Origin of the sequence: Planococcus chinensis, assembly GCF_020071995.1 — a bacterium.
Taxonomy (GTDB): Bacteria; Bacillota; Bacilli; order Bacillales_A; family Planococcaceae; genus Planococcus; species Planococcus chinensis_A.
Window position 1 is genome coordinate 108,329 of the sequence record NZ_JABWTK010000006.1, and the last position, 17,582, is coordinate 125,910.

General features: G+C 46.0%; 18 protein-coding genes. 17 read left to right on the forward strand and 1 reads right to left on the reverse strand.

The window, feature by feature from the left end:
- Positions 1–450: 450 nt before the first annotated feature.
- The 17 genes from thrS to HU147_RS11530 all read left to right on the forward strand — a co-directional run bounded on the left by thrS (position 451) and on the right by HU147_RS11530 (position 17,047).
- Positions 451–2,397 carry a threonine--tRNA ligase gene (thrS, locus tag HU147_RS11450; protein WP_224076356.1) on the forward strand — a complete coding sequence of 649 codons (1,947 nt, stop codon included), beginning with the start codon at positions 451–453 and terminating at the stop codon, positions 2,395–2,397.
- Positions 2,398–2,599: 202 nt separating this feature from the next.
- The gene (locus HU147_RS11455) at positions 2,600–3,601 is read left to right on the forward strand and encodes an ATP-binding cassette domain-containing protein (RefSeq protein WP_224076357.1); all 1,002 of its coding nucleotides are present in this window, start codon (positions 2,600–2,602) and stop codon (positions 3,599–3,601) included.
- Positions 3,598–4,440: an ABC transporter permease gene (locus HU147_RS11460; RefSeq protein WP_224076358.1), complete on the forward strand. Its 843-nt coding sequence runs from the start codon at positions 3,598–3,600 to the stop codon at positions 4,438–4,440. The genes HU147_RS11455 and HU147_RS11460 overlap by 4 nt, the downstream gene beginning before the upstream one ends.
- A gap of 247 nt (positions 4,441–4,687) precedes the next feature.
- On the forward strand, positions 4,688–5,878 hold the full coding sequence (locus tag HU147_RS11465; RefSeq protein WP_224076359.1) for a YhgE/Pip domain-containing protein: 1,191 nt from the start codon (positions 4,688–4,690) through the stop codon (positions 5,876–5,878).
- A gap of 43 nt (positions 5,879–5,921) precedes the next feature.
- Entirely contained in the window at positions 5,922–6,461 is a 540-nt protein-coding gene (locus tag HU147_RS11470) for a PadR family transcriptional regulator (RefSeq protein ID WP_224076360.1), read from the forward strand.
- A 343-nt stretch (positions 6,462–6,804) separates the two neighbouring features.
- The gene (locus tag HU147_RS11475) at positions 6,805–7,362 is read left to right on the forward strand and encodes a hypothetical protein (protein WP_224076361.1); all 558 of its coding nucleotides are present in this window, start codon (positions 6,805–6,807) and stop codon (positions 7,360–7,362) included.
- A 456-nt stretch (positions 7,363–7,818) separates the two neighbouring features.
- Positions 7,819–8,802 carry a ring-cleaving dioxygenase gene (locus HU147_RS11480; RefSeq protein ID WP_224076362.1) on the forward strand — a complete coding sequence of 328 codons (984 nt, stop codon included), beginning with the start codon at positions 7,819–7,821 and terminating at the stop codon, positions 8,800–8,802.
- Positions 8,803–8,959: 157 nt separating this feature from the next.
- Positions 8,960–9,328: a DMT family transporter gene (locus HU147_RS11485; protein WP_224076363.1), complete on the forward strand. Its 369-nt coding sequence runs from the start codon at positions 8,960–8,962 to the stop codon at positions 9,326–9,328.
- Between the two features lie 334 nt (positions 9,329–9,662).
- A complete protein-coding gene (locus tag HU147_RS11490; protein ID WP_224076364.1) occupies positions 9,663–9,944 on the forward strand; it encodes a hypothetical protein in 282 nt (93 codons plus the stop codon).
- A 253-nt stretch (positions 9,945–10,197) separates the two neighbouring features.
- Positions 10,198–10,644 carry an NUDIX domain-containing protein gene (locus HU147_RS11495; protein WP_224076365.1) on the forward strand — a complete coding sequence of 149 codons (447 nt, stop codon included), beginning with the start codon at positions 10,198–10,200 and terminating at the stop codon, positions 10,642–10,644.
- Between the two features lie 179 nt (positions 10,645–10,823).
- The gene (locus HU147_RS11500) at positions 10,824–11,711 is read left to right on the forward strand and encodes a quinone oxidoreductase family protein (RefSeq protein ID WP_224076366.1); all 888 of its coding nucleotides are present in this window, start codon (positions 10,824–10,826) and stop codon (positions 11,709–11,711) included.
- A 363-nt stretch (positions 11,712–12,074) separates the two neighbouring features.
- Positions 12,075–12,845, forward strand: coding sequence for a succinate dehydrogenase iron-sulfur subunit (gene sdhB, locus HU147_RS11505; protein ID WP_224076367.1), 771 nt, complete (start codon positions 12,075–12,077; stop codon positions 12,843–12,845).
- Between the two features lie 346 nt (positions 12,846–13,191).
- Positions 13,192–13,968 carry a molybdate ABC transporter substrate-binding protein gene (modA, locus tag HU147_RS11510; RefSeq protein WP_224076368.1) on the forward strand — a complete coding sequence of 259 codons (777 nt, stop codon included), beginning with the start codon at positions 13,192–13,194 and terminating at the stop codon, positions 13,966–13,968.
- On the forward strand, positions 13,961–14,641 hold the full coding sequence (gene modB / locus HU147_RS11515; RefSeq protein WP_224076369.1) for a molybdate ABC transporter permease subunit: 681 nt from the start codon (positions 13,961–13,963) through the stop codon (positions 14,639–14,641). The genes modA and modB overlap by 8 nt, the downstream gene beginning before the upstream one ends.
- 5 nt (positions 14,642–14,646) lie before the next feature.
- Positions 14,647–15,300 (forward strand): ATP-binding cassette domain-containing protein, encoded by a 654-nt coding sequence (locus HU147_RS11520; RefSeq protein ID WP_224076370.1) that lies wholly within the window; start codon positions 14,647–14,649, stop codon positions 15,298–15,300.
- A 192-nt stretch (positions 15,301–15,492) separates the two neighbouring features.
- Complete coding sequence (locus HU147_RS11525; RefSeq protein WP_224076539.1) at positions 15,493–16,512, forward strand: ThiF family adenylyltransferase; 1,020 nt, start codon at positions 15,493–15,495, stop codon at positions 16,510–16,512.
- A 19-nt stretch (positions 16,513–16,531) separates the two neighbouring features.
- A complete protein-coding gene (locus HU147_RS11530; RefSeq protein WP_224076371.1) occupies positions 16,532–17,047 on the forward strand; it encodes a MogA/MoaB family molybdenum cofactor biosynthesis protein in 516 nt (171 codons plus the stop codon).
- Here HU147_RS11530 and moaC read toward each other — a convergent pair.
- On the reverse strand, positions 17,032–17,520 hold the full coding sequence (gene moaC, locus HU147_RS11535; protein WP_224076372.1) for a cyclic pyranopterin monophosphate synthase MoaC: 489 nt from the start codon (positions 17,518–17,520) through the stop codon (positions 17,032–17,034). The genes HU147_RS11530 and moaC overlap by 16 nt on opposite strands.
- Positions 17,521–17,582: the final 62 nt, after the last annotated feature.

Genomic DNA, 17,582 nt, shown 5'->3' on the forward strand with positions numbered 1-17,582 from the left:
CCGTACAGGTGAAATGAACAGTAGCCTGTGCCGCAGAAGCTGCGATAAAGCCGAAACAGAGCCATTAGCAGTTGCATGCAAACGCTGATGGGAAGCTGGGTGGAACCACGGGTCCAAAACACACTCGTCCCTTTATCGGGATGCGTGTGTTTTTTTATGCCATTGAATAAAGAATGCCATGACAAGGACACGGATTTCTCTTAACGGTTTACAGAGAAGGAAAGCAGAGCTGAAAGCTTCCTAACGCTGCAGAGAAAGTCACCCCCTTAGAGCAGTACCCGTGAACCACCAGTAGCGGATACCGCAGAAGCTGCGATAAAGCTGAAACAGAGCCGCCGTCTTTTGTTAGTGGAAGTTGGCGGGAAGCTGGGTGGAACCACGGGTTTAAAACACACTCGTCCCTATTTAGGGATGCGTGTGTTTTTTTATTCTAAAAAAGGGGTGTTCAGGATGAGCAGAAAAGACGTGAAGGTCAAGTTTCCAAACGGTGGACAAAAGAGTTTCGAACAAGGGATATCGCTGAAGGAAGTTGCGGAATCCATCAGTTCCAGTCTGAAAAAGAAATCGGTCGCAGCGATCGTAAACGGTTCAGCTATGGATCTTCAAAGAACGGTTGAAAGTGACGCGGAAATTAACTTTGTAGACTTGCATTCACCCGAAGGCGTTGAAATTATGCGGCATTCGGCGGCCCATATTATGGCCCAGGCTGTCAAAAGGCTTTACGGAAAAGTGAATTTTGGTGTGGGACCGGTGATCGACAACGGCTTCTACTACGATTTCGACTTGCCGCATTCGCTGTCGGAACTGGACTTGGAAAAGATCGAAAAAGAGATGAAAAGGATTGTTTCGGAAAACGTGAAGATTGAACGGCAAGAAGTGCCACGGGAGGAAGCAGAAGAGATATTCAGAGAAGATCCATTGAAATTGGAATTGCTGGCGGATATTCCGCAAGAAGAAGCCATAACTGTGTACCGGCAAGGCGAGTTTGCTGATTTATGCCGCGGGCCGCATGTTCCGTCCACTCATTTTTTGAAAGCTTTTAAACTTACTCATGTTTCCGGTGCCTACTGGCGCGGCGACAGCAGCAACCAAATGCTGCAGCGGGTATATGGTGTGGCTTTTGCCGAACAAAGCGAATTGGACGCGTATTTCCATGGGCTTGAAGAAGCGCAGAAACGGAATCACCGCAAACTCGGGAACGAATTGGAGCTGTTCATGTTTTCAGAAGAAGCGCCGGGCATGCCGTTCTATTTGCCGAACGGCCATGTGGTTCGCAATGAGCTGGAACAATTTTTGCGCGGGCTGCAGCAATTTTACGATTACCAGGAGGTCCGGACTCCCATCATGATGAACCGGCGGCTTTGGGAAAATTCAGGGCACTGGGAACATTACAAAGAAAACATGTATTTCTCCGAAGTCGATGACCAGGCGTTCGCACTGAAGCCGATGAACTGCCCTGGCCATATGCTGATATTCAAGGATAAGCTCCATTCCTACCGGGAACTTCCCATCCGGCTGTCGGAGTTCGGCCAGGTCCACCGCCATGAGTTCAGCGGGGCTTTGAACGGCATGCTTCGCGTCCGGGCATTCTGCCAGGACGATGCACACCTTTTCGTAAGGCCGGATCAGATTGAGCAAGAAATTACAGCCGCCTTGAAATTGATCAATGAAGTTTATTCGGCTTTCGGTTTCGAGTATGCCATCGAATTGTCCACTCGGCCGGAGAAGTACATGGGAGATGAAAAACTTTGGGAGGAAGCGGAAGGAGCTTTGACAAACGTCTTGGACAAACTGGGCTATGACTACCGCATCAATGAAGGCGACGGTGCTTTTTATGGACCTAAGATTGATATCCATATTAAAGATGCGTTGAACCGGAGCCATCAATGTGCGACAGTCCAATTGGATTACCAAATGCCGGAGAAGTTTGATCTATCTTACATCGATGCCGGCAACCAGAAAGTGCGGCCGGTTGTCATTCACCGTGCTGTATTCGGATCGATTGACCGTTTTCTCGGGATTCTGATCGAGCATTTCGGCGGCGCATTCCCTGTCTGGCTGGCGCCTGTCCAAGTCCAGGTCATTGCTGTTTCAAACGAGCACCATATGGAATATGCAGAAGAAGTCCGGATGGCTTTAAAGAAAGCAGGCATCCGGGTGAACCTGGATGGGCGCAATGAAAAGCTCGGCTATAAAATGAGGGATGCCCAAATGAAGAAAATCCCTTTCATCCTGGTCGTCGGGGATAATGAAAAAGACAGCGGGAAAGTAAATGTCCGCTCTCGCGGAAATGTGGAATCAAGTGCAATGGCTGTCGAAGAATTAATTCAGCAAGTGACGGCTTTAGCCCAATCAAAAAGCTTATACGTCAAGCAGGAGCAGCCTGAGTTTCATTAAATATTGATTGATGATTTTTTAAGCTCTGGATATGCCTATTGAAGATGAGGATTTCCTCTAAAAAAAGATGGAAATCCTCTTTTTTTGAGGTTTATAATAAAAAAATAAGGGAATTCAGAATATTAAGAACATATGTTCCGTTTAGGGATTTTCAATTTACATATTGCTGCGCCAATAGACCAAACAAATGGAGAAGGTGAGAATGTTGGAATCTGCAAAGCAGTTGCCCAGACCAGACTTCCTGGCCATTGAAGCAAAAGGTCTTGTGAAAATTTACGGAAAGCAGCGCGCCGTTGATGGAGTGGATTTAGCCATTCCTAAAGGAATGGTTTACGGATTTTTGGGGCCGAATGGTGCGGGAAAAACAACGACCATCCGCATGCTGGCCACATTATTAAAGCCAGATGCTGGAGTCGCCCATGTTCTTGGCCATGACCTCGGCAAGGAAAATGATGAAATCAGAAGCCGCATCAGCTTGACTGGACAGTACGCATCGATTGATGAAGATTTGACGGGGATGGAAAACCTCACCATGATGGCGAAACTGATGGGCTATAGCCGTCGGGAAGCAAAAGCGCGGGCAAGTGAATTATTGAAAGCTTTTGGGTTGGAAGAAGCCGCCAAACGCCAAGTGAAAAAATATTCAGGAGGAATGCGCCGCCGCATTGATATTGCTGCGAGTATCGTTGTAACGCCGGATTTGCTGTTTCTGGACGAACCGACCAGCGGCCTGGATCCGAGAAGCCGCAACCAGGTTTGGGATATTGTCCGCATGCTTGTCGGTTTAGGGACGACGGTGCTGCTGACTACTCAATACTTAGAAGAAGCGGATCAGTTGGCTGACCGGATTGCCGTTATCAATAAAGGGAAAATCATTGCTGAAGGGACAAGCAGTGAACTGAAAGCCGCCGTGGGCAGCGGCACATTGAATATACAGCTCATCCATCCGGAGGACCGTATAAGGGCAGTGAAGCTGCTCCAAGAAAAGATGTCAACAAGCGTCCACCATTCCGGGGATGCTGCATCAGTGACTGCACAAATCAATGACCCGGCCCTTGTCGCTGAAGCCGTAAGTGAACTGGCAAGAGAAGGAATAGCCATCAGTGACTTTTCATTCGGTAGACCCAGTCTTGATGAAGTCTTTCTTTCCTTGACCGGGCATAGTGCTGAAGGAGAAGCGGATGCTGAGGAGGAGACATCATGACGGATTACATCGAACAAGATGCTTCAAGAACAGTAGAGTTTCCCTTGTCTGAAACCATAGCTTCAAGCAAACGCCCTGCTCGCCCTACCGTATTATCGACCATTGGAGCTTTCGCCACTCGTGCATTATTGCGCATTAAACATGTGCCGGAGCAGATGTTTGATGTGACGTTATTTCCCGTTGTTTTCCTGCTTATGTTCACGTATTTATTCGGCGGCGCCATTGCGGGTTCAACCGCTGAATACCTTCAATTCCTGCTGCCGGGGATTCTGGTCATGACCGTGTCGCAGATTACGATGTACACCGGCATTGATCTGAACAACGATATCCGTAAAGGCATTTTTGACCGCTTCCGCACTTTGCCGATCTGGCTGCCTGCTGCGTTGATCGGGGCATTGCTGGTTGATGTCATCCGCTATTCCATCGCTTCTATTATCATGATTGGCCTTGGTTTGCTTCTTGGATTCCGGCCGGAAGGCGGATTGATCGGTGTACTTGGTGCTCTTGTATTAATTCTCATTTTCTCATTCAGTTTTTCATGGATTTGGACAGCTTTCGGATTGATTGTTCGCTCCGAAAAATCATTGATGATGCTCAGCTTTCTGGTCATGATGCCATTGACCTTTATCAGCAATGTCTTTGTGGACCCGTCCACGTTGCCATCCTGGCTGCAAGGTTTTGTAAATGTAAATCCGATTTCCATCCTTGCCACGGCCGTCCGCGGGTTTATGCATGGAACGGTAACGGCCGAACAAATCATTTGGGTGCTGATTGTTTCGGTGATCCTGACTGCCATCTTTGCGCCGTTCACGATGTATTTGTATCGGAATAAAGAATAGGGAAGCAGACGGCTATCGGGATTAAAGCAAGTTGATGTCAGCTACCTAAAGAACAAAAGCTCAGGCATAAAATTATGTCTGAGCTTTTTTATTTTTGTCACAATTTAAGGAAAATTAACGCCAGCCCCTTAATGAAGGATTGATTTTTTAAAAGGATAAGCGTAGAATTCCAAAAGTGGTCAATAAAAAGTACTTTAATTAAAGTACTTTAATTAAAATAAAATTCGATGTTGAAAGAAGGAAAACGATGATGAAGTTTACACAGTTTTTAAAAACAAAAGGAGCCATTGCGTCCATTTTCATGGGAATCTTTTATGCGGTCGCCATGCTTGGCATCTTTATCCCCGGTTATTCGGCTATCCCAAATAATATCGATCAAATGCCGATTGCTATGGTCAACGATGACAGCGGCCAGTACGGTACAATGATTTCAGAACAGCTGACGGAAAAACTGCCCTTCAAAGAAATCGAAACAGGTTTGACCAATAAGCAGGCAACCGAACAATTGGAAAAAAACATGCTGGCATTGGTTATCCATATTCCTGAATCTTTTTCGGCTGATATGCAAAACGGAGAAACTTCTTCCAGCATTGATTTTACAACGAACGGGGCCAGCTCCACAGTCGTTTCATCTACCATGACGTCAATTGTCAATCAGATTAACATACAATTAAGCAACCAATTATCGACTCAAACTGCACAAGGGGTTTTGATGAACTTGAACATCCCGGAAGCGCAAGCCACAGAGATGGCGGAAATAATTGAAACGGCTTATGTAGGAAATATGGTCACCATCAACGAAGTTCCTGCAGGCATGCACAATAATATGCTGCCGATGTTCTTGACGATGGCCGGCTATACAGGAGCGATGATCGGCGCGATGCAATTGGTCTCCGCATTCCGGGAAAGCCGCGGCAAAGCGAGCAAGACGCGCCTGTTCCTGTATGTTCAATTAACTGCCTTGTTAATCGCTGTGGTGTCCTCAGTAATCGGTGTCAGTGTCGCCTACTTGGTGAGCAGCCACGGAGCAGAAATGTTCGCAGGCCTTGCCGCCCAGCAAGTTTTGAATTATATGGTCTGCTTTAACTTCACGGCAATCACGATTTTCCTTTTGGGTGAAGGCGGCATGGTTTTGAACTTGCCGATTCTTTTGATCCAAACATTGGCGAATGGTGCGACCATGCCGCGGGACATGATGTATTTGCCATATGAATGGATGAGTTACATTTCGCCGATGTATTATTCGGTCCAGGCCTACATGGCAAACTTATACGGCAGTGTGAGTGCTGAGCCGTTCCAAGTAATGATGGCAACAATTGGCGGTGCAGCTTTAATCATCAACATCCTGATTGTGGCCTTGTTCCACAAACCGGTTCCAGTTGCAGAGGCAGAAGCAAAGGCAGACACTGTGCCGGCTTCGGCTGAAATCACGGTCTAAAACTGCTACAATGGGCTTAAGTCCCGCTGAAGGAGCAAACCTTATGTCCATCCAAATATACATTTTGAGCAAATTGATTGAAGGAAATAATTATCCGTATGAATTGAAACGGCAGCTTTCAGAACCGATACCATTTGATGAGTTCACAGGGCTTACGGAAAGCAAGCTTTATTACCATTTTGATTCGCTGGCGAAAAAAGGATTAATCGAGGTCGTGGAAATCGTCAAAGAAGAACACCGCCCGGATAAACAAGTATTCGCCATCACTGAAAAAGGCCGGAAGGAACTGCCTGAAAAAATATACAAGCTGTTCGAAAACACAACAGAGATCAACGAAATGATGGTCGGCCTTGTTAACCTGAAACATGTGGACTGTGAACGGATCGTCAATACCTTGGAAGAGAAGCTGCAAAAACATAAAGAGAAATGGGAGCTCATCAGAGATTCTGCAAACCAACTGAATGTCGACGGCTCAAAACAAGGATTGGTTGACTTTATCTCCGACTATTCCATAAGCAAGTCGAAACAAACCGAGCAGTGGTTAGAAGAATTGATCGAGCGGATCCAGAATCATAAGTTGTAATGCGTGCAGACAAATAAAAAATGCAGAATAAGAAGCCGGCTGATTTCAACAATCAGCCGGCTTTTTCGATTAGGCAGCCGCTTTTCCGGCTTAGGCTGCAGGCAATTTTCTTATAACAAATCAGGCAATCGGCTCCATGGGATTTCTTTTATCCCGGTAGCCATTTGCTATCGCAACACAGGGATTCTGTTGTTTTATCATATCTCTTTTATAAAGATTTAAAAGTGAGAAACCGAATATTTTGAAACTTATTCCACATTTTCCAGTATAATAAGAGTAAGTTATTGGAAACGGATAGACAGCAGAAATAGGAGACTTTTGAATAGAAGGGGCGTAGCGTTGGATGAGCAAAAAATGGTTTTGGTTATTGTTGTTGCTTCTTTTGATACCTATAGGACTTGCAGCAAATTATTTCAATCAATATACAATAGAAAATAACGAAGCGGACATTGAATCAGCATTAATAAAGTGGCAATCCAGAGGGAATAGCACCGAATTCCGATTAAAGATCAAGGACACCGCCCAGCTGGAGAACACAAATTCTAAAATCGTTTTATTCGAAACACCAGATGAAAATATCGGATATGCCCATTTGATAAAAGGCTGGAACGGCAACTATAAAATCAACGTTTCCGGATGGGGCACAAATATGGTGTCCTATCATGACATCAAAACGGATAAAGGAATGTACGGCGTCTTCATTGGGAAAAATCCGAAGTCCGAGATAAAGCACGTGACCGCAAAATTAAGCAAACAAGATTCCGATTTTTCTTCAGTGGTTCCTGAAGGCAAACAATTTATTATTTACAAAAAATTGCCTGCTCGCCTTAACGGAACGAACCTTCTGGAAATTTATCTGTTCGACAAGAATGGCAAGGAAATTATCCCGTTGTTAAAGTGAGGAGCAGAACGGTTTTGACACCGGTTGTTTGGAAGGGGTGGTTAAATGGGATGGATGATTATAGTCGTACTGGCTTATTTGCCGATTTTGTACCGGATCCACAAGCGCTTAGATTTTCTTGAATCCGAAGTTGACAGGCTGAAAAACGAAAAAAAGCGGTGAAACAGACATGTTAAACAAGATTCCTGCGCTTATGGAAGTTATAAGGTAAGAATCAATGAATCAAGACTCGCCTGGATACTGCCCAATATTTTTGGGTTGGATGATAGGAGGTAGCAGGATCAAAACGATAATTAAATCATAAAGAGAAAGAAAAGACATAGTTGACGCTGGAAAAAAGAAATGTTATGATTATCTCGAATTAAAGATAAATGGAACATTTAAGCGCTTCACTATTTTTTTAATTATATATCTCGAATTCGAGATAATAAAAAAGGATTAAAGGGAGAGAATAACATGAACGAAATTAAAGGAATCCACCACGTAACCGCTATTACTAGCAGCGCAGAAAAGAACTACGAATTTTTCACTTATGTTTTGGGGATGCGTTTAGTGAAAAAAACGGTCAACCAGGACGATATTCAGACCTACCATCTATTTTTTGCGGATGACAAAGGATCCGCTGGAACAGATATGACATTCTTTGATTTCCCGGGCATTCCAAAGGGCGTGCACGGTACGAATGAAATCTACAAAACGGCATTCCGTGTGCCGACGGACGAGGCACTGGCATACTGGGTCAAGCGCTTTGATAAATACGAGGTGAAACATAAAGGCATCCAGGAGTTGTTCGGCAAGAAAACATTGTCGTTTGTCGATTTTGACGATCAGCAATACATGCTCGTTTCCGATGAACACAACGAAGGCGTTGCATCCGGTACCCCGTGGCAAAATGGTCCGGTGCCATTGGAGTTTGCCATTACCGGACTTGGCCCGATCCACGTCCGGATTGCGGAATTCGACTACTTTAAAGAAGTGCTGGAAAAGGCGATGCTGATGCGCGAAACAGCAAAAGAAGGCTCGCTTCACCTTTTTGAAGTGGGAGAAGGCGGAAACGGTGCACAAGTGATTGTCGAACATAACGTCATCCTGCCGGCCGGCCGCCAAGGCTTTGGCACTGTCCACCACGCAGCATTCCGAGTAGCGGACACAGCCGTCTTAAAAGAATGGATCGACCGCATGGAAGGTTTCGGCTTTGGCACTTCCGGCTACGTAGACCGCTTTTTCTTTGAATCGCTTTATGCACGTGTAGCAAATGGCATCTTATTTGAATGGGCGACAGACGGCCCCGGGTTCATGGGAGATGAGCCTTATGAAACGGTAGGAGAAAAACTGTCGCTGCCTCCATTCCTGGAGCCAAAACGCGAACAAATTGAAAAAATGGTGCGCCCGATTGATACGGTACGCAGCACACGCACGTTTGAAAAAGAATATCTCTAAAGAGGCATAATTCATAAGATCGAAAGCTCAATAAAAGAGCTTTCGGTCTTTTCATGTTTTTTGCGAAACAGTTAATATAAACTCCGGACAACGGGTAAAGGACACCATAAAGCCCGTTTTATACATATATCTTTTAAAAGTCCGGAGGTTGAAGTTTATGTCATATGTTTATTTATTGCTTGCCATCATCGGTGAGTTGTTCGGCTCATCGCTGTTAAAAGCATCGGATGGATTTACAAAAATCCTGCCGACAATCAGCATGCTGATTGCGTTCGTGTTTTCGTTTTTCTTCTTATCTTTGGCGTTAAAATCCATTCCACTCAATGCCGCTTACGCCATTTGGTCCGGACTTGGAATGGTCGCGACAACCGTGATCTCCGTTTTGATCTGGAAAGAAAAAATCAACTTTGCGAGTGTGTCCGGAATCCTTCTAATTTTGATTGGAGTTGTCATTTTAAGTTATTTTGGTCCTGGACACAGCGAAGCGAAGACTGAAAGCCACACAGAAAAAATTACGGGTGAATAACTTTTCTAATCTGACACTCTAGGGGGATTTTTTCAGGCATTTTCCAATCATATAACAGGATATAGCCACTCATGCTGAAGCATCCCAAGTATGCTGGATAAAACTCTGAGGATGGAGCTTATCTTTAATAATTCAGTTTGACAGCCAAGCACTTTCATTAGTGCTTGGCTTTTTGTTTGCCTTTTCTGGAGATAAAAACAGCTTCGCTGTTTGAAGAGAAGGTATTAGAAAATTTTAAAAACCTTGTGGTTATAGATGAAAATACTGATATACTAAAATTTAGGTGAAAGTGAAAATAATGGTAACTAATTGAAGTTGTAAAAGAGGTGTAGAAATGAAGATAGTTTTACAAGCTTTACTTGCCTCGACCACAATCCACTTAATTTATTTTTTGACGAAAATGGCGGTCGGCTATGTCAAAACAGCTCTTTACCGGCCGAATATGGTGGAAGCATGGGAAAACGCTGAAACGCTTCAAAGTGAAGTGGCGTTTGGCACAACCGTCTCACCCTGGCTCCACGTTGCTACATTTCTAAGCATTGCTTTCATATGCTGGATCCTCTTGTTTGCGTGCAAAAAAATGAGTCCTGAAACGAAGCGGAAAGAAGTAAAATAACTAGAAAAGCCAGCGAGACCGAAAGTCGCTTAAGAGTTACTCTACGCGGCAGCTAAGCCCAGGGTATCAAGAATCGTTGGATGCAGGTGAACAAATCGATCAGGTTATTCGTCGTCTGCAAATTAAAGAAAATGTGATCTAATGCCTTGAAATCGGACTTTGGATTAGAAGGCCGGTCTGATTTTGATAATGATTTTTAGGCTAATCCTTATGAAGAAGAGCTCAACGAGTAAAAATCAGGCGGTGAATTTCAATGAACGTTACTCAGAATCATGGTTTTGAATTTCTTGGCTTTGTAGCTGCCCAAGAACAGGAAATGGGCGAGTATCAGCCGCTTGCGGGATCGTTTGCGGTTATAAAATGCAAAGGGAAATACTTGATGTGCTTCAACAAATGGCGCAAGCAATGGGAATTGCCAGCCGGAAGCCGGGAAGGAAATGAGACGCCCCGGGAATGCGCAAGCAGGGAACTATATGAAGAAACCGGGCAAGTGGTGGACCAGTTGAAATTCAGGGGACTGTTGAAATTAAAGAATGAACGGACGGGTTCTGTCAAATACAATCCGGTTTTTTACGCAGAAATCGAAGCGCTGCAGCCGTTCATTGAAAACGATGAAACAACCCAAATACAGTTATGGGATCTGGAAGAAGAACTTGGCACGATTGATGGAATAGACATAAAAATTTTTGATTATCTTTAGTTGCGTTTTGGGCGGATTTAAGAATATTCTTTAACATCGCCACATCAAATTTATGAAGTGTTCGAGGCAGCTGAAATTACAGCTGCCTCTTTTTAAATATTTTGAAAACTAATATTGTACTTATTGCCATCTCCTGCTACCTTAACAGTAAGTAAATAAAACCGGACAGGGGTGTATTCATGGGGAAACAGATGAAAGCCGCAGTTTTGCACCGTTTTGGCGGGCCTGAAGAATTTAGGATTGAACAGGTTCCCGTACCTGAAATCGCAGCGAATGAAGTGCTGATCAAACTCAAGTATTCAGCGGTCAGCACTTGGGATGTGTATGAACGGGAAGGGGGCTATGCAGAAATGCTTGGGCTGGAACCGTCATTTCCGTATATCCTCGGTTCAGAAGGTGCTGGAACCGTAGAAGCTACTGGAAAAGATGTTGATCAATTCAAGACGGGTGACTCGGTTTATACGGCTTCTTTTCTGAATGCAAATGGAGGGACCTACGCTGAATACGCGGCTGTGGGTGCAGAGTATGTTTCCCTGATCCCGAAGCTGCTTGGGATGAAAGAAGCAAGTGCTATCTTAGGGGTTGGCTTAACAGCGCTTAGAGGCCTGGAAGATGTCTTGAGGCTTCAAAGGGGCGAAACAATTTTGATCATGGGTGCCAGCGGCGGAGTCGGCCACATGGCGGTGCAGCTTGCCAAATTGATGGGAGCAGAGGTAATTGCGGTTGCCTCAGGCGATGATGGCGTAACCTTGGTCCAGCAATTGGGAATTGAAAAAGTGGTGGATGGCCACAGTGAAAATGCTATGCAGCACATTAAGTCACTTGCACCGGAGATGGTGGATGCCGCCTTCTTCACGGCAGGCGGCAAACTGGTGCAGGACCTTCTGGAACTTGTGCGGAGCGGAGGGCGTATTGCTTATCCGAATGGCGTCCAGCTGGACGTCAATACTGCTGCAGATTTGAAAGTCAGTGCCTATAACGGAGAGCCGGACGGAGAAATCATCGCCCGGTTAAGTCATTATATTGAGTCAGAGGGGCTAACAGTACACATAGCAAAAGAGTTTTAACTTGAAGAAGTCCGATCAGCGCACGAAGCGCTCGCAAATCAGTATTCAGGAAAGCTGGTGGCGAGGATAACGGCAAATGAATGATTAGTGAATAAAAGTGAATAGAATTTCACCGATTTATTCGTTTTTAATCACCACTGTCCTAAACATTTTTTGTGCAAAGCGATACGATGCTACTGTGATCTTGGTTATTGAAATTCATTCGATATAAAATGAATGAATATTGAAGGATTCTTATTCAATTTCTAGTTTTGAATATAAATAAATGATTATTCATTATGGGTACGTTCTCCTGAAAAGCTATTCATCTTATTCATGGTTTTGTGATTTCTGCAATTAGATTCCAAAAGGAGATGAATGAAAATGAAGGAAGCGTCAAAAACCGTTGTTTTTGAAATTGAACGCAGGAACAGCACCAACGAAAAGTCATACTGGCAAAAGTTCGAAGTGCCGTACCGCACGAATATGAATGTCATTTCAGCTTTGATGGAAATACGCAGAAATCCGGTGAATGCAGAAGGTGAAAAAACGGCGCCCGTGGTTTGGGATATGAACTGCCTGGAGGAAGTTTGCGGTGCATGTTCGATGGTCATCAATGGCAAAGCGCGCCAGTCATGTACAGCACTTGTTGACCAATTGGAGCAGCCGATCCGCCTTCAGCCGATGAAGAAATTCCGGGTCGTCCGCGACTTGATTGTCGACCGCAGCACCATGTTTGATACGCTCAAGAGATTGAAGGCTTGGATTCCGATTGACGGAACTCATGACCTTGGTGAAGGGCCTCGCATGCCTGAACGCAAGCGCCAATGGACGTATGAATTGTCAAAGTGCATGACCTGCGGTGTTTGTTTGGAAGTGTGCCCAAATGTAAACGATAAATCTGAATTTATCGGTGCGGCTCCAATTTCCCAAGTGCGGTTGATGAATGCTCATCCGACAGGCGCCATGAACAAAGATGAGCGGTTGAATTTGCTGATGGCCCCAGGCGGAATCCAGCAATGCGGGATGGCGCAAAACTGTGTAGTATCTTGCCCGAAAGGCATTCCGTTGACGACTTCCATAGCAGCCATGAACCGGGATACAACCATCCAGATGTTCAGGAACTTCTTCGGCAGCGACAACATGGTTGGGTAGAAAAAATACTATTTTTAAAATCATAAATCAAGCCTGGACGAATCGATTAACCATTCGTCCAGGCTTGATTTTGTATAAAAAGGAACATCATTACATTCTGGATAGATTTCTACCACGATTTAAATTACAGCAAACAGTGTTTGTTCAGATACCTGGATATTCCCGGGCGTTTGTTGACGGCACTCCGAGAGAAGCGGTATCCTTATTTTCAATCAGGTAAAGTGATTTCTTTCAATAGAATGAAAGGCAATCCAAAGCCGCTCCATTTAGAAAATTTATCTGTTTTCATTGTCGCGAATTGCGAGATGAATCCCGGTTTATCCGAAGGAAGGGTGATGAATGGTAGATGAGAAAAATAATACCCTTATTGGCGGCCGTTTCGCTGTTGTCAGCTTGCGGCGGGACCTCAGCCGACAGCGACGGGGAACTGCTCATTTCGTCGGCATCCAGTTTGACAGAAGTGATGCTTTCTGCTGAAAAAGAGTTTAACAAGACTCATCCCGAAGTGGATGTGGCCTTTAATTTTGGATCCTCCAGCAAGCTTCGGAACCAGATCGAGCAAGGCGCGCCAGTAGATCTATTTTTATCGGCGAGTGCCAATGACATGGATATCCTGCAACAGGGCGGTTTGGTGCAAGAACAGACCATCCGAAATTTTGCGGAAAACCGGCTGGTGTTGGCGTCCGTTGATCGATTAGAGAAAACCGATCCGGAACAGCTGCTGAAGGATTCAAGCGGCATAGTGGCGGTTGGAGAACCGGAAAGCGTACCGATTGGTTTTTATACCAAAGAAGCGCTTAGCAGTATGGGGATATGGGATGCTTTGGCGGGCAAGTTGATTTTGGCAAAAGATGCACGCCAAGTACTGAGTTATATTGAAAGCGGCAATGCGGAAATGGGCATCGTCTATTCATCCGATGCCGCACGTTCACCAAACCTCCAAACAGCAATCGATTTGCCGCAGGGCAAACTGGAAATTGTTTACCCTGCAGCTATCACAAGTGAAGCAAAAAACATAGAAGCCGCGGAAGCTTTTTTGGCTTTCTTAACGAGTGAAGAAGGGCAAAAATTGTTGGAGGAATACGGCTTTGTGCCAGTTGAAGGAGCGCAGCCGGATGCCTGATGATTTATCGCCTTTTTGGCTATCGTTAAAAGTGGCTTCCATTTCCACTTTTTTTGTATTTATGGTCAGTCTTTTGCTTGCCCGTTTTATGGCCAGACGAAATTTCTTTGGAAGAAGTTTTGTGGAAGCGCTCATTCTTTTGCCGCTCGTTTTGCCTCCCACGGTCATCGGTTTCGGCCTGATTTATATGTTCGGGATAAACGGACCGCTCGGCAGTCTGTTGGAAGAGTGGTTCGGCATTCGCATTGTGTTCACTTGGGCAGGGGCGGTTATTGCGTCTTTTGTCGTGTCATTGCCGTTGATGTACCAAAGCACACTTGCCGCGTTTGAAAAAGTGGATCCGCGCTGGGAAAATGTCGCACGGACGATGGGGACATCTGAATGGCGGATTTTCCGGACCATCACCTTTCCGCTTGCCTGGCCGGGCATTTTTGCCGGGCTGATTTTGTCTTTTGCCAGGGGAATTGGGGAGTTCGGGGCAACGTTGATGATTGCCGGCTATATTCCGGGACAGACCGAAACAGTGCCGCTCGCCATTTATTTTGCTTATGAAGCGGGGCAAATGGAAAAAGCCGCTTTCTGGGTGCTGACGATTTCAGCACTGGGACTGGCCGTGATGTCGTGGTTGAATTATTGGCGCAAAAAGAATGAAGTCCGGCTCGGAAGGGAGTAGTAGCCATGTTGACAGTGAACATCAGCAAGCAGCTCGAACAGTTTGAACTGAACGCGGACTTTGGGATGAATCAGGAAATACTGGCGTTGATCGGTTCATCAGGCTCCGGAAAAACCACGTTGCTGAACTGCATTGCCGGCATTGTCCAGCCGGATAATGGAGAGATTTCTTTGAACGGGCAGCATTTTTACCGAAAAGGCCAAAAACCGCTAAAGATCCAAAAGCGGAAAGTCGGTTATCTGTTTCAGGATTATGCCTTGTTTCCGCATTTTACGATAGAGAAAAACATTCTTTTCAGTTTGGGCAGGAACGCTGATTTGTCCCATGTGAATGAATTGACCCGGCTTTTAGGAATCCAGAAACTGCTGTCGAAATATCCGCATCAAATATCAGGCGGCGAAAAACAGCGGGTGGCATTGGCGCGTGCGCTTGCCGCAAAACCGGACATCCTGCTCTTGGATGAGCCTTTTTCCGCGCTCGATGACGCGACGCGCAGCCGCTGCCATGACGAACTTCTGCGCATCCACGAACTTTGGAAGATTCCGGTGATCCTGGTGACTCACCGCATTGCCGATGCAGAAGAACTCGCCAATCGCATCGTCCGGATCGAAAAAGGCGTGATGAGTGAACAAGAATTGAAACAAGCATCCCTTATTTAAGAGAGATGCTTGTTTTTTTATATTTATGAAGCTTTGTTAACTGATTGAATATTATGATTTGATTCGCTGCTTTCCTTTCTTTTAATGCCGCTTTTTATTAAGATTAGAATAAGGCGTGATCAGCAACAGTTTTTTAAAAGAAGAACTGCGGAATAATGAACAAATTTGAATGCAGAAAAGAGGTGGCTGACTGTGGAAGAACGCTATTCCCGGCAAGTCCTGTTTAAACCGATTGGATCGTCCGGACAAGGAAATTTGGGTGAATCTTCAGTAGCCATCATCGGCTGCGGTGCTTTAGGGTCCGCCATTGCAGAAACACTGGCAAGAGCAGGCGTCGGGGAAATCCACCTCGTAGACCGGGATTATGTGGAACTGTCCAATTTGCAGCGCCAACAGCTTTTCACCGAAGAAGATGCGGAGCAGCTGACACCGAAAGTGGTTGCTGCTGAAAAAAGGCTGAAAGCGATCCGAACCGACCTCCGCTTGACCACGTATTTGGCGCATGCGGACGCACCGTTAATGGAAAAGCTGGCCGCCAGCTGCAGGTTGATCATGGATGCGACTGACAATTTTGAAACGCGGCTTCTGATCAATGACGCCTCCGTCAAATTCGGGGTCCCCTGGATATACGGGGCTTGTGTAGGCAGCTCGGGCGTCGTTTTTCCTTTTATCCCGAAAGAAACCCCTTGTTTCCGTTGTCTGCTGCCGGTATTGCCGGCAGTCAATCAAACCTGTGACACGGTCGGCATCATCCCGCCGGCAGTCCAAGTGACAGCCGCTCTTCAATGTACAGAAGCTTTGAAATGGCTAAGTGGAAACCGCGAGGCTATGCGAAAAAAAGTCCATTACTTTGATTTATGGGACAATATGCAGCACGATTTAGGCGTTTCACGCATAAAGAATCCCGAGTGCGCAACTTGCGGAGAAGAACCGGTCTTTCCGGCACTGGAGGCAAGAGGGCAAGGGTCGTATGCCGTTTTATGCGGCCGGGACGCCGTGCAGGTACTGCCGGATCCAGACCGTCCCATTTCGATGAATGCCGCTGAAAATATCGGCCGGCAAATGGGCGGCTCCGTTAACAGCACGCCGTATTTCGTGGAACTGAATGTGCACGGCAAAAGGGCCGTCCTGTTTAAAGACGGCCGCTTGCTGATCCACGGCATCCGGAATGTTGCCGAAGGCCGGAAATTTTATCATCAGTTGTTTGGCTGAAGCAAAAAGGAGAATTTGAATGTCGGAATCATTTGATCTGGAAAAGAACATCCGCATTGCCGTCTTGACGGTCAGCGATACCCGCACACCGGAAACCGATACAGGCGGAGCATTGATGAAAACCTTGGCAGAAGCGGCCGGCATCGAAGTGGCCGGCTACCGGATTGTGAAAGATGACCAAGCGGAAATCAAACGAGCGGTGGCAGAGTGGCTGGAAGAAAAGGATCTTGACGCTATTGTTTCAACTGGCGGCACGGGCATTGCCAAGCGCGATGTATCGATTGAAGCGATTGAACCCTTATTCGAAAAAGAAATTCCGGGTTTCGGCGAATTATTCCGTTTCTTGAGTTTTAGGGAAGACATCGGCACGAGAGCACTTTTAAGCCGCGCATCGGCAGGCGTGGCTTCAGATAAAGCCATTTTTGTCCTGCCGGGTTCACGCGGTGCAGTGAAGCTTGCAATGGAGCGGCTGGTGTTGCCGGAACTCGCCCATATCACTTTTGAACTGAACAAACACCGTCAGGCGCGTTCGTAATCGCCCGACTTGCCGCCGGTTTTCTCAAGCAGCATCGTCGGTCCGATGACCATTTCCTTGCCGGCTGCTTTGCACATATCGTAAATGGTGAGCGCAGCGGCAGAAGCGGCAGTCAACGCTTCCATTTCCACGCCGGTCGGGCCTTTCGTTTTGACCGTTGCGTAAAGCAGCACTTCGTAATGGGCGTTCGCTTCATCGACATTCCATTCGAATTCAATATCGACGCCGCTCAGTGCGAGCGGATGGCACATCGGGATGATTTGGGCGGTGTTTTTCGCCGCCATGATGCCGGCCACTTGGGCCACCGCAAACACGTCGCCTTTTTTATTGGTGCCGTCTTTGATTTGCTGGTAGATGACTTCGTTCAGAAGGACAGCCGTTTTGGCGCGTGCCGTCCGCACCGTATCGTTTTTTCCGGAAACGTCGACCATTTTGGCCCGTCCTTGTTCGTTAAAGTGTGTCAGTTCAGACATGTTTATCATCCTTTCCGGTTCTTAAAGTTAAGTATATCAGGAAAAATCGAGGAGTAGATATA